This window comes from Streptomyces sp. A18 (assembly GCF_059026065.1).
In genome coordinates this window covers 312694-325417 of the sequence record NZ_JBWLKL010000007.1, presented here as the reverse complement: position 1 = coordinate 325417, position 12724 = coordinate 312694, and the positions used below count along the sequence as shown (strand labels likewise).

The window sequence follows — 12724 nt, the reverse complement described above, 5'->3', positions numbered from 1 at the left end:
GCCACGCGCCCCGCCCAGGGCACGCGCCTCGCCCAGAACACGCTCCTCGCCCAGAACACGCTCCTCGCCCAGAGCACGCGCCCCGCTCAGGCCGTCGGTACGGGAGCGGCTGACGTCCGCGTGCCGAGCAGTTCCGGGTCCTGGCGCGGCACCCGCTCGTGCAGGGACCGCAGCGCCGGCGCCGGGTCCGCGCCCATGGCGTCCGCGATCCGGTGCCGCGCCTCCTCGAAAGCGAGCAGCGCGTCCGAGGAACGGCCGGTTCGCTACAGGGCGTTCATCAGGAGCTCGACCGGGCGCTCGCGCAGGGGGTGGGCGGCCACAAGCCGGATGAGTTCGTGGAGGCCACCCTCATCCGCGTCGTCCTGCTGCCCGTCGTCATGCGGCTCGCGGGCCGCGCCAACTGGCGCCCGGTCCGCTGAGGCGACTGCATCGGAGCCTGGGCCTGCACGAAGGCGGGGAGAGTGGAAAGGCTCCCGAGGTACTCCAGCGGGAGTACGCGTGATCGCCACGCTCGGGTGACGCCCGCCGGGCACCCTGCGGTCTAGCGTTGCCGTCATGGATGAGCAGCGCGAACACAGGCGCGGCGGTCCGCCCCTGCCCTGGGGCGGACCGCCGGCGTGGCGGCACGGGCCGGCCTGGTGGAATCGGCGGGACGACGCGGGGGGCGTCAGCAGGCTGCCGTGGCTGACGACGCTGGCGATCACCCTGTTCGTGCAGGTCGGCTCGAAGTACGCCGCGGAGGGCCAGCTCGACCGCGAGCCGCTCGACCCGTACGCCCGGCTGCTCCTGCTCGCGGGCACGCTCGCGCTGCTTCTGCGTCACCGCTACCCCGTCCCGGTCGCGTACGTCACGGCCGGCACCGCGCTGATCTACCTCGGGGCGGGGTACGCGTACGGCCCGGTCCTGATCACCGTCGCCGTCGGCTGCTTCGCCGCGGTCGTCTCCGGGCACCGCCGCGCGGCGTGGGGCGCCGTCGCGATGCTGTGGGCGGGACATCTGCTCGTCGCGCACTGGCTCTACCGGTGGCTGCCGCCGGACGGCGACGGGGCGCGGACGTGGGGCGAGGAAACCGTCGTCGCCGTCTGGGTCGTCGCGATCATCGCCGTGTCCGAGCTGGCCCGCGTACGCCGCGAGCAGTGGATGAAGGAGCGTGCCGAGCGCGCGCAGGCCGCCAAGCGGCGGGCCGACGAGGAGCGCCTGCGCATGGCGCGCGAGCTGCACGACGTCCTCGCGCACAGCATCTCCGTGATCAACGTCCAGGCGGGCGTGGGCCTCGCGCTGCTCGACTCCGACCCCGAACAGGCCCGCACCGCCCTGACCACCATCAAGGCCGCGAGCAAGGAGGCCCTGGGGGAGGTCCGCCAGGTCCTCGACACCCTCCGCACGCCCGGTGACGCGCCGCGCGCCCCGGCTCCCGGGCTCGACCGGCTGCCCGAGCTCGTGGAACAGGCCGCGAGTACGGGGCTCACGGTGGAGGTCGACACGCAGGGGACCGGCAAGAAGCTGGCGCCCGGCGTGGACCTCGCCGCCTTCCGCATCGTCCAGGAGGCCCTGACGAACGTCGTACGGCACTCCGGATCGCGGCACGCGCGCGTGATGCTGCGCTACGAGACCCATGCCCTCACCCTCCGCGTGGACGACGACGGCCCCGCCACCGGCGCGGACGCGGGCGGCAGCGGCAACGGCCTTGCGGGGATGCGGGAGCGCGCCGCCGCCCTGAATGGCACGATCGAGGCGGGCTCGCGCCCGGACGGGGGCTTCCGGGTCACCGCCGTACTGCCCACCCGCACGGCACCCAAGGAGGACCAGTGATCCGCGTACTGCTCGCCGATGACCAGTCGCTGGTCAGAGCCGGTTTCAAGGCACTGCTCGGCGCCCAGCGGGACATCGAGGTCGCGGGAGAGGCGGCGGACGGCGAGGAGGCGGTGCGCATGGTGCGTGAACTGCGCCCCGATGTCGTCCTGATGGACATCCGCATGCCGCTGCTCGACGGTCTCGCCGCGACCCGCAGGATCACCGACGAGCCGGACCTGAACGAAGTCAAGGTGGTCATGCTGACCACCTTCGAGCTGGACGAGTACGTCTTCGAGGCGATCCGTTCCGGGGCCTCGGGCTTCCTCGTCAAGGACACCGAGCCGGAGGAACTGCTGCGCGCGGTCCGCGCGGTGGTCGACGGCGACGCGCTGCTCTCGCCCGGCGTGACGCGCCGTCTCATCGCTGAGTTCGCGGCCCGCTCGAAGGAGCCCGCGGGCCCCGAGCCGCTCGGTGAACTCACCGAGCGGGAGCGTGAGGTGATGGCGCTGGTCGGCATCGGCCTGTCGAACGAGGAGATCGCGCGCCGTCTGGTGGTCAGCCCGCTCACCGCGAAGACGCACGTGAGCCGGACGATGGTGAAGCTGGGCGCCCGCGACCGCGCCCAACTGGTCGTCCTGGCCTACGAGTCGGGCCTGGTGCGCCCCGGCTGGCTGGGCTGACGGGTCCGTCGGTGGCGCACGAGGACCGTCACCACGGACGCGACGAAGACCGTGGCCGCGACGATCGCACCGATCCGGTTCAACGTGGGTTCCGAGGTCGATGACGCTCCGAAGAAGCGGGCCGCCGCAGGCACGGCGAAGAAGGCGGCACCCGCGAGGGTCGTCGCGACGAACAGCGCGAAACCGATCTCCACGGTGGCCGCGTCCCGCTGGGCCTGCGTCCGTTGCCCCATGTCCCGAGTGTCAGGCGTGCACCTCCGGCGGGCAAGCAACCGCCCACCGGAGGCCGGGCGTGATGTGCGGCCCGGTCAGTCGCGCACGGCCATGCGCTCCTCGTCGGCCTCTTGCTGCACGGACTTCACGACCAGGATCGTCTCCTGCGTACGACGGGTCCGCAGCCCGGTGAGGGTGATCAGGAGCCCGGCGGCCGCGATCGCCGTGACCACGATCAGGCCGGGCCGGTAGCTGTCGAGCACGGCCTGCGGCGAGGCGTCCGCGCCGTGGGAGGCCGCGGTGATGACGGCCGTGACGACGGCGAGGAAGATCGCGCCGCCCACCTGGATCGAGGTGTTCAGGAGGCCCGAGACCATGCCCTGCTCGTCGTCGCGTACGCCGTTGGTGGCCTGGATGTTGAGCGAGGGAAAGACCAGGGCGCACGCGAAGCCGAGCAGGATCATGGACGGCAGCACCATGGAGGCGTACGACGGGGTGAGGGTGACGCGCAGGAAGAGGACATACGAGGCGACGAGCAGGACGAAGCCCGCCACGATGACCCGCGGCGTGCCGAACCGGTCGATCACCGAACCGACCTTCGTGGACGACAGCGCGACCAGCGCGCCCGCGGGCAGGAAGGCGAGCGCGGTCTCCAGGGCGGACCAGCCGAGCAGTGTCTGGAAGTACTGCGTGGCGAGGAACTGGAAGGAGACATAGCCGCCGAAGAACGTCATCGCGCCGATCTGCGCCCGGAGTTGGGGTCCCGAGCGCAGGACGCCGAGGCGGATCAGCGGGCTCGCGGTGCGCAGTTCGATGCGTACGAAGACGGCGAGCAGCACGGCGGCGGCGAGGAACGACAGGAGGGTGCGGGCCGATGCCCAGCCGACTTCCGGCGCCTCGACGACGGTGAAGACGAGCAGCAGCATCGCGGCCGTGCCGGTGACGGCGCCCGGAACGTCGTATCCGCCGACGTTCTTCTCGCGGGCGCTGCGCGGGATCAGCTTGAGTCCGGCGATCAGCGCGATGACGGCGATGGGCGCGGGCAGCAGCATCGTCAGGCGCCAGCTGGCCTCGGTGAGCAGCCCGGAGAGGACCAGGCCCATGGAGAAGCCGGTGGCGGCGCAGGTGGTGTAGATGGTGAGCGCGCGGTTGCGGATCGGGCCCTCGGCGAACGTCGTCGTGATGATGGACAGACCCGCGGGCGCGGTGAACGCGGCGCTCAGGCCCTTGATGAAGCGGCTCGCGATCAGGAGGGGACCCGAGTCGACGAACCCGCCGAGCAGCGAGGCGAGGGCGAAGACGGCGAGCGCGATCAGGAAGACCCGGCGCCGTCCGAGCAGGTCGGCGGCGCGTCCGCCCAGGAGCAGGAGGCCGCCGTAGCCGAGGATGTAGCCGCTGACGACCCACTGCAGGGTCGAGGTGGAGAGGTTCAGTTCGGAACCGATGGAGGGCAGGGCGACGCCGACCATCGATACGTCGAGTGCGTCGAGGAACATCGCGGCGCAGAGCACGAGGAGAGTGCCCCACAGGCGCGGGGACCAGCGCTCCGGGGACGCGGAGGCAGCTGTGAGCGGAGAAGTCATGCGCAGGACGGTACATGCACATGCATTGAGTGCAAGCGCATTTAATGCCGATGCAACAAAGGGGGCGTTTTCTGCTACCGTGCGATGTCATGGCGGCGAAGAAGGCCGAGCAAGGGCTCGTGGACCAATGGCGCGACATCCTCGCGGTGCACGCGCGCACCCTGTGCGAAATCGACGGCGCCCTGCGTGAGCACGGCCTGGGGGCCAGTGACTTCGAGGTCCTCGACGTGCTGTCCGAGGGCGCCGCGGCGGACGGCGACTGCGCCTACCGCGTGCAGGAGATCGCGTGCCGGGTGCATCTGAGCCAGAGCGCGCTGTCCCGCCTCATCGGCAGGCTGGAGAAGGACGGTCTCGTGGAGCGCGCCATGTGCAGCGAGGACCGGCGCGGCGTGCGGGTCGTACTCACCGCCAAGGGAAGCCGACTGCACGCCGAGGTGCGGCCGGCTCAGCGCGCGGTGCTCGAGCGGATGCTGGCAGGACCCGGCGCCAAGTAACCCCGGCGCGGGGGGGGGCTCACACCCCCGAAGTCTCGGTCCACAGAGTGCTCAGCGCGGTGTCGCCGGTGACGTGCGGGAGCGGCCCGCGGTTCCACAGCGCGAGGTAGAGCCGCTCCGCGGGCCCCGAGATCTCGCACTCGGCCAAGGCCTCGTCGCCCCGCTCGGTGACGGGCGGCTCCTGGGACAGTCGGACGGTCCACACGGCGTCCGCGCCCGCGTCCGTCGCCCGTACACGCAGGACCCGCGGTTCCGGCGTGCGCACCCTGCTGCGGGAGCGGGCGTGGAACCCGCGCAGCAGCTCGTCGATCCCGTCCGCCGCGAACTCCGTGCCGATCGGGGACGGCACGCCCCCGCGAGCGGACTCGGCGTCCACGCGGTGGATCGTCGTCTCGTTGGCCTGTCGCCGCGCCCAGAAGGCGAGCGGGGACGGCGCGGGCAGGAACGCCCAGCACTGCACGTCGGGTGCGGCGGCACGGAGCGTGCCGACCAGGTCGGTGTGCGCCTGCCGGTACCAGTCGACCAGGGCCGCGCCGTCCAGGTCCGGCGGGTCGCCCAGAGGCAACCGCGCGGAGTGCCCCTCGGCGACGTACGCGGCGGCCCAGCGGTGCACCGCCCCTGTGTGCCGCAGCAGATCGCGCACGGCCCAGTCGGGGCAGGTGACCACTTTGGCGTCCGTCCCGGCCTCTTCGGCGGCGCGGGCAAGCAACTGGCCTTCGACGTCGAGAACTTCAAGGTGCTCGGAGATCTCCATGTGGGGATTGTGTCGGATGGAGTGCGCTCGAGTGCGGCTGGGTGGGGTCGCTTTGAGTGCGTACGGCCCGAGTCGGCTGAGTGCGTGTGTCCTGAGCCGGCTGAGTGCGCATGTCCTGAGTCGGCCGCGAGGGTCTGTCGCCCAGAGGGGTACCTCAGAGGTGCGTCCGGAGCGCGCCCTTGAGGCAGGTCTCAAAGGTGCGTCCGGGGCGCCCCGTGAGGCGGAGCGTCGTCAAGGCTCGAAGTCGCGACAGCCGGCGCAGGGCCCAACTCGCGCCTGTGCGGCAGCTATTGACGCCTGTGTGTCGGCAGTCCTACGTTCCTCGACACCTGAGAGCGCTCTCACGGTGCTCTTGCCGTCATGACTTCGAGGTGCCGTCCATGCCAGATGCCCCCTCACGACCCGCCCCCCATGGCAGACCGGCCGCCGCCCTGGTGCTGGTTGCCGCGCTGGCCGCCGTCGGTCTCGGCCCCGCCGCCACTCCGGCAGCGGCAGCCGACGTCCCCGTAGGATCCGGCAGTTACTCCGATACCCGCCCCGCGGGAACCTCGGGGCCCACCACCAACACCGGCACCCCGGTGACGCCCAAGGTCACCCCCGCCGCGAAGGGCAAGCCGGTCCCGACCAACGACTGGTGGTCGTCCCTGGCCTTCCAGCGGTACGGCGACAACCCGTACTCCACCCCGATGTACGGACACCCGCTCACCTACCAGGCCACCGCTGGCGGCCTGGAGGTCGGCTACCCCACCACCCCCGCGGTCGTCGGCGAGGGCCGCCAGTACGAGTACGCGCACAAGCGCGACCTCACCCTCGGCCTGACCGGCCTCAACTCCCCGGACACCAAGGCCGACGCCTGGTCCGACTGGACCGTCACCCCCTACTGGTCGGACGGCACCCGCACCCTGCGCACCACCATCGGCCACGGCCTGCCCTTCGTGTACGCCAAGGGCTCGGGCGGCAACGCCCAGATCACCACCGCCGCCGCGCCGACCGTCTTCGCGGACCAGGGCAACGTCCTCGGCATCACGGTGGGGGGCCACCACTACGCCCTCTTCGCGCCGAGCGGCAGCGACTGGACCGTCTCGGGCTCCACCGTCACCGCGGGTCTGGGGGCCAAGGACTACTTCTCGCTGGCCGTCCTCCCGTCGGCCGACGCGCTCGCCACGTACAAGAAGTACGCCTACAGCTTCGTCACCGGCTCGAAGGCGACCTGGTCCTCCACGGCGGGCTCGGTGAAGGCGGGCTACACCCTCACCACCCAGGCGCAGGAAGGCAGCGAGACCGGCACGCTCCAGGCCCTCTACCGCCACCAGTGGCTGCACACCACCGACCCTCTGACCTCCTACACCTATGTGTCGCCTCGCGGCACGATGAAGGTCCGCGAGGGCACGTCCTTCACCACCACCCAGAAGTCGTCGGCCGTCCTGCCCGCCCTACCGAAGTCCTCGGGCGTCGACCGGGCGCGTCTGAAGACGTATCTCGACGAAGCGGCGAACGCGGCCGACCCGTTCTCGGGCGCCACCGACACGTACTGGACGGGCAAGGCGCTCGGCAGGCTCGCACAGCTGGTCCCGGTCGCCGACCAGATCGGCGAGACGGCGACACGCGACAAACTCCTGGGACTGCTCAAAGGCCGGCTCCAGGAATGGTTCACCGCCGGTGGCGTCAGTGAGTTCTCCTACGACAAGGACTGGAAGACCCTGACCGGCTACCCGGCGTCGTACGGCAGCGACACGGAACTCAACGACCACCACTTCCACTACAGCTACTACGTCTACGCGGCGGCGATCGTCGCCCAGTACGACCAGGCCTGGGCCGCCGACTCGGCATGGGGCGGCATGGTGAAGACCCTCATCAAGGACGCGGCCAACCCCGCCCGCGGCGAGTCGGCCTTCCCCTTCCTCCGCGGCTTCGACGTCTACGCGGGCCACAGCTGGGCCTCGGGACACCAGGGCTTCGCCGCGGGCAACAACCAGGAGTCGTCGTCCGAGTCGACGAACCTCAGCGCGGCCCTGGTGCTTTGGGGATCGGCCACCGACAACGCCGAACTCCGCGACCTGGGGGCCTACTTGCTGACTACCGAGTCGGAGGCGATCGCCCAGTACTGGTTCGACGCCGACGAGCAGGTGTTCCCCTCCGGCTTCGGCCACGACACGGCCGGGATGGTGTGGGGGAGCGGAGCGGCGTACGCGACGTGGTGGACGGCGAATCCCGAGGAGATCCACGGCATCAACGTCCTGCCGGTCACCGGGGGCTCACTCCACCTGGGCGGACACAAGTCCGCGATCCGGCGCAACCTCGCCGAGCTGGTGCGGGAGAACGGCGGGCCGGCCGTCGAGTGGCGCGACATCCTCTGGGAGTTCGAGTCTCTCGCCGACCCGGCCGCGGCCAAGTCCAAGTGGGACGCGGGCAACGCCGGTTACACGCCCGAGCAGGGAGAATCCAAGGCGCACACCTACCACTGGATCGGAACCCTGGACGCGCTCGGCGCCCCCGACGCGACGGTGACGGGCGACATCCCCACGTCGGCGGTCTTCACCAAGGGGACGGTACGGACCTACGCGGCGCACAACTTCGGTGCTTCGCCCCGCACGGTCACCTTCTCCGACGGCGCGACCCTCACGGTCCCGGCCCGCTCCACGGCCACGGGCACCGGAACGGGCGGCGGCGACCCGGACCCCGATCCGCCCACGGGGAACGTCTTCCAGCTCCGTACCGGCGGCACGCTCACCACGGCGACCGGGGCCACGGCCGGCAGCGACACCGTCGCGTCGGCGGGCGGCGCGAACCACGACGGCACGCCGCACCAGCCGCTGGTCTACGAGGCGAAGAAGGTCAACGGCACCCTCACGGCGGGCAAGTCGACGACCTTCCGCCTTCAGGTGGACGCGGGCACCGCGGTCGGCCTGGGCCAGCAGGCCAGGATCAGCTACGACCTCACGGGCGACGGCACCTTCGACCGGACGGAGACCTATCAGTACTTCGCCACTGATCCGGTGACCGGCTGGGAGGCCTACAGCGAGGGCCGCGGCCTCAAGACGGCGACGGGCGCGCTGGGGAACCTGACGGGAGGGACGGTACGCCTGGAGGTGTGGTCGGCGATCGGCAACGCCCCGGCAAAGCTCCGGACAGGGGCGGCCGATTCGACACTGACGATCCCGTTCGGTTAGCCGCCTCGGTCAGGCGGCGTGGTGAGAGGCGTCGGCGGGGCGATCAAGGCCCGCCGGCGCTCATGCCGGAGCCGGAACCGGAGCCGCGGCCGCAGCCGCCTCGTCGACCGCCCTTGTCGCGGCGAGGAGACGGCTTCCGGGTCGGGTCCTCAGTGGCGCGTGGTGTAGCCGATCAGGGCGGCGAGGGCCGCGAGTACGGCGACGCTGGTGAGGGCGATGGGCAGGCTGAACCAGTCGGCCATGAAGCCGATGGCGGGTGGGCCCAGGAGCATGCCGCCGTAGCCGAGGGTGGAGGCGGTGGCGACGCCGCTCGGGCCTGCGTGGGCGCCGGCGCGTTCGACGGCGACGGGGAAGATATTGGCGAGCCCGAGGCCGGTGACGGCGAAGCCGAGGAGGGCCAGCCAGACATTGGGGGCCAGCGCGCCGAGGAGCATGCCGGCGGCGGCCGTGGTGCCGCCGGCGACGAGTATCGGGGTCTGGCCGAGGCGTTCGAGCAGGGTCGTTCCGCTGAGTCGGCCGATGGTCATGGCGAGCGCGAAGCAGGAGTAGCCGACGGCGGCGATGCCCGGGTGGGCGTTCAGGTCCTGTTCGAGGTGTAGGGCGCCCCAGTCGGCGAGTGCTCCTTCGCCGAAGGCCGTGCAGAGGGCGATGAGCCCGAAGACGAGGACGAGGCCGCGGGTGCGGCTGTCGAGGCGGCGCGGGGTGCCGTCCGTGTCCTGCCGGTCGGCGGAAGGCGCCGGGGGCTTGAGGCGCAGGAGGGTGCGTCCCGCGACGGCGGTGACGATCAGGCCGATCACGGTGAGGCCGAGCAGGTGGCGGGTGGGGGAGAGGGAGCCCGCGATCAGTCCGCCGAGCCCGGCGCCGACCATGCCGCCCAGGCTGAACGCCGCGTGGAAACTGGGCATGATCGGGCGCCGCAGGGCGGCCACCAGGTCGACGGCGGCGCTGTTCATCGCCACGTTGATCCCGCCGTAGGCGGCCCCGAACACCAGGAGCACGAGCCCGAGCGACAGTGCCGAATGCGTCAGCGGAGGCAGCGCGACACTCAGCGGCAGCAGGACCGCGCAGGCCACGGTCACCGGATGGCTGCCGAAGCGGCGGCAGAGCCGTCCGGTGAGCGTCATCGTGATCACGGCGCCGGCGGAGACCCCGAGCAGCGCGAGGCCGAGATCGCTCGCCGATGCGCCGGTCTGTTCCTTGATGGCGGGGATGCGGACGACCCACCCGGCGAAGATGAAGCCGTCGAGCGCGAAGAAGACGGTGAGTGCGACACGGAGCCGGGCAAGGCCCGGGGGAGTGGCCCGCGACGCTGCGGACGTGGTTTTGTTTAGTAGCGGCACAAAGTCAGAGTAGAGGTGCGCCCCCGTGGCGTACAAGACGGTTCCTGTGAGGCGGTGGTCACCGGTGGGGAAGGTTCTCGTGGGACGGCAGGGCAAGGGCAGGGGACGAGCGGTGCACGAGCGGATGACGGGTGAACGGCGAGGCGGCGTACGGATCATGGGAGACTCGCCCTCATGAACGGCAAGGCTGCCTCCCGAACCGAGGGGGATCTGTCCACGCGTACGCGCCTGGAGCGCGGGCGAGGCGCGCTCGGCCCCGCGCTTGAACTCGTCCACACCGGACGCGCCCCGACCCGTGCCGTGCTCACCGCCGAACTCGGCGTCACCCGCGCCACGGCCGGTGCCGTCGCCGCCGAGTTGGAGGCGCTCGGCCTGATCCGGATCGACGCGAGGCCGAGTGCGCCCGCCGGTTCCCAGGGCCGCCCCTCGCACGGACTCTCCATCGCGGAAGAGGGGCCGGTGGCGCTTGCCGCGCAGGTGCACTCGGACGGTTTCCGGGCCGCCCTCGTCGGGCTCGGCGGCCGGATCGTCGCCACCGCGCCCGGCTGCGAGACGATCGACGCCGACCCGGCGCAGGTGCTCGGCTCGGTCATCGAGGCGGGCGCGCAACTGCTGAGGGAGACCGGCAGGCGGTGCGTGGGTGCGGGCCTCGCGGTGCCGTCGGCCGTCGCCGAACCTGAGGGCACCGCTCTCAATCCGCTGCACCTGGCGTGGCCCGCGGGCTCGCAGGTCCGGCAGATCTTCGCCGATTGCGTACGGGACGCGGGCATCATGGGGCCGGCGTTCGCCGCCAACGACGTCAACCTCGCCGCGCTCGCCGAACACCGGCACGGAGCCGGGCGCGGCTCCCGCGATCTGCTGTGCGTGGCGACCGGACACCGGGGTGTCGGCGGTGCGCTTGTCCTCGACGGGCGGCTGCACACGGGCAGTTCGGGCCTCGCGCTCGAGGTCGGTCACCTCACCGTCAACCCCGAGGGCCGACCCTGTCACTGCGGCAGCCGGGGCTGTCTGGACGTCGAGACGGACCCGCTGGCCTTCCTCACCGCGGCGGGCCGCGCGCCCGGCCCGGAGGGGCTGTTGCTGCAGGCCCGCGAACTGCTCCGGGACGCGGGCGGGGACACGGCGGTCCGTGCGGCGGCCGAGGAGCTGATCGACCGCCTCGGCCTGGGCCTCGCGGGCCTGGTGAACATCCTCAACCCGGACCGCATCATCCTGGGCGGCCTGCACCGCGCGCTCCTTGAGGCCGACCCCGAGCGGCTGCGCGCCGTCGTCGCCGACCGGAGCCTGTGGGGGCGCAGCGGAGGCGTACCGATCCTGGCCTGCACGCTGGACCACAACAGCCTGGTGGGGGCCGCCGAGCTGGCCTGGCAGCCGGTGCTCGACGACCCCCTCGGGGCACTGGGCTAGACGGGGGCGGACTCCTTCGGGGCCGGGCGGCTCTGGTCCGCCTCGACTTCGCCGGCCGTCGGCGTGGTTCGGCCGTTGCGCAGCCGCTTCAGGTCGGGCAGGAGTGTGACGAGGCCGAGCGCGGCGAGGGCGGCGCCGATCCAGAGCGGCGCCCGCAGGCCGAACGTATCGATGGCCGGTCCGCCGACGGACGTCGCGATGATGATGCCGAGGGTGATGAACGAGGAGTGGACGGTGTTGACCAGCGGCCCGGCATGTCCCGCGCGCTGGACGCGGGTCACCAGGGCCGGGTTCATGGTGACGCCGACCAGGCCGATGCCCATCATCAACACCACGGCGGCCACGCCCAGTTGGGCGAGCACGGCGAAGCCGACGAGGAACGCCAGATTGAGCAGCAGGCCGATGAGCAGGACCGGGACGGTGTGCTTGTCGGCGAACCGGCCGACGATGGTGTTGCCGATGACGGTGGCCGCTCCGTACGCGATGAGCAGCAGCGGTACGGAGCCCGTGGCGAAGCCGGTCACCTCGGTGAGGATCGGGTTGAGGTAGCTGAAGGCGGAGAACGTGGCGCCGATGACGAACGTGCTGGTGGTGAGGGTCAGCCAGAGCCGGGGGCCGCGAAAGGCGCCCAGTTCCTGCCGGAGGCCGCTGCCTTCGGCCGCGCGCTCGATGCGCGGAACCCCGACGAGGGTGGCGAGCGCGGCGATGACGGTCAGCGCGGTGATGGCCCAGAACGCGGCGCGCCAGCCCAGGTGTTCACCGATGACGGTGGAGAGCGGAAGGCCGAGGAGCGTGCCCAGCATCAGCCCGTTGAGGGCCAATGCGATGGCCCTGCCTCGTACTTCGGGGCGGGTGAGCTGGGCGCAGAGCGAGATGGAGATGCCGAAGAAGGCCTGCGAGGCGATGCCGGTGATGACGCGGGCCACCAGCATGGTGCGGTAGTCCGGGGCCAGGGCGGCGAGGACGTTGCCTGCCAGAAATATGCCGAACAGGACGAGCAGGGACGTCTTCTGACGCAACCTCAGGAGGGCGACGGTGAGGAAGGGGCCGCCGAAGGCCATCGCCGCGGCGAAGGCGGTGATCAGGTAGCCGATCTCCGGGATGGTGGCGTCGAGTCCTTCGGCCATCTGCGGCATCAGACCGGCGACCACGAACTCGCTGGTCACCATGGCGAAGATGCCGAGGGCCAGGAGGTAGACGGCGCGGGGCATGGGGGCTCCTGTCAGGGGTGGGGCGGAGTGTTGAGTGTCGGGATGGGTTATATACTGATCAGTGCAAAACAAGGGCAT

Annotated in this window: 11 protein-coding genes; 6 read left to right on the top strand and 5 right to left on the bottom strand. The window is 71.6% G+C overall.

Annotation, left to right across the window (positions count from 1 at the left end):
• Positions 1 to 212: 212 nt before the first annotated feature.
• The 3 genes from AC5P1C_RS15180 (at position 213) to AC5P1C_RS15170 (ending at position 2474) form a co-directional block, all read left to right on the top strand.
• On the top strand, positions 213 to 419 hold the full coding sequence (locus AC5P1C_RS15180; protein ID WP_493866321.1) for a hypothetical protein: 207 nt from the start codon (positions 213 to 215) through the stop codon (positions 417 to 419).
• Between the two features lie 136 nt (positions 420 to 555).
• Positions 556 to 1812 (top strand): sensor histidine kinase, encoded by a 1257-nt coding sequence (locus AC5P1C_RS15175; protein WP_493866320.1) that lies wholly within the window; start codon positions 556 to 558, stop codon positions 1810 to 1812.
• Positions 1809 to 2474, top strand: coding sequence for a response regulator (locus AC5P1C_RS15170; protein ID WP_493866319.1), 666 nt, complete (start codon positions 1809 to 1811; stop codon positions 2472 to 2474). Before AC5P1C_RS15175 ends, AC5P1C_RS15170 begins: the two co-directional genes overlap by 4 nt.
• On the opposite strand, the gene AC5P1C_RS15165 is transcribed toward AC5P1C_RS15170, so the two are convergent.
• Together AC5P1C_RS15165 and AC5P1C_RS15160 are read right to left on the bottom strand one after the other, a co-directional pair.
• A complete protein-coding gene (locus tag AC5P1C_RS15165; protein ID WP_493866318.1) occupies positions 2435 to 2707 on the bottom strand; it encodes a DUF6332 family protein in 273 nt (90 codons plus the stop codon). The two genes, AC5P1C_RS15170 and AC5P1C_RS15165, sit on opposite strands and share 40 nt — an antisense overlap.
• 75 nt (positions 2708 to 2782) lie before the next feature.
• Complete coding sequence (locus tag AC5P1C_RS15160; protein WP_493866317.1) at positions 2783 to 4270, bottom strand: MFS transporter; 1488 nt, start codon at positions 4268 to 4270, stop codon at positions 2783 to 2785.
• An 89-nt stretch (positions 4271 to 4359) separates the two neighbouring features.
• Here AC5P1C_RS15160 and AC5P1C_RS15155 point away from each other — a divergent pair, with 89 nt between their 5' ends.
• Entirely contained in the window at positions 4360 to 4764 is a 405-nt protein-coding gene (locus tag AC5P1C_RS15155) for a MarR family winged helix-turn-helix transcriptional regulator (RefSeq protein ID WP_493866316.1), read from the top strand.
• A gap of 19 nt (positions 4765 to 4783) precedes the next feature.
• Here the strand turns inward: AC5P1C_RS15155 and AC5P1C_RS15150 are convergent, their stop codons facing one another.
• The gene (locus AC5P1C_RS15150; protein WP_493866315.1) at positions 4784 to 5518 is read right to left on the bottom strand and encodes a maleylpyruvate isomerase family mycothiol-dependent enzyme; all 735 of its coding nucleotides are present in this window, start codon (positions 5516 to 5518) and stop codon (positions 4784 to 4786) included.
• Positions 5519 to 5898: 380 nt separating this feature from the next.
• On the opposite strand from AC5P1C_RS15150, the gene AC5P1C_RS15145 reads away from it, so the two are divergent.
• Positions 5899 to 8688: a glycosyl hydrolase gene (locus AC5P1C_RS15145; RefSeq protein WP_493866314.1), complete on the top strand. Its 2790-nt coding sequence runs from the start codon at positions 5899 to 5901 to the stop codon at positions 8686 to 8688.
• A gap of 149 nt (positions 8689 to 8837) precedes the next feature.
• Here the strand turns inward: AC5P1C_RS15145 and AC5P1C_RS15140 are convergent, their stop codons facing one another.
• Positions 8838 to 10028 carry an MFS transporter gene (locus tag AC5P1C_RS15140; protein ID WP_493866313.1) on the bottom strand — a complete coding sequence of 397 codons (1191 nt, stop codon included), beginning with the start codon at positions 10026 to 10028 and terminating at the stop codon, positions 8838 to 8840.
• A gap of 174 nt (positions 10029 to 10202) precedes the next feature.
• Between AC5P1C_RS15140 and AC5P1C_RS15135 the strand changes: the two genes are divergently transcribed.
• Positions 10203 to 11435, top strand: coding sequence for an ROK family protein (locus AC5P1C_RS15135; protein ID WP_493866312.1), 1233 nt, complete (start codon positions 10203 to 10205; stop codon positions 11433 to 11435).
• On the opposite strand, the gene AC5P1C_RS15130 is transcribed toward AC5P1C_RS15135, so the two are convergent.
• Entirely contained in the window at positions 11432 to 12646 is a 1215-nt protein-coding gene (locus tag AC5P1C_RS15130) for an MFS transporter (protein WP_493866311.1), read from the bottom strand. The two genes, AC5P1C_RS15135 and AC5P1C_RS15130, sit on opposite strands and share 4 nt — an antisense overlap.
• Positions 12647 to 12724 lie beyond the last annotated feature (78 nt).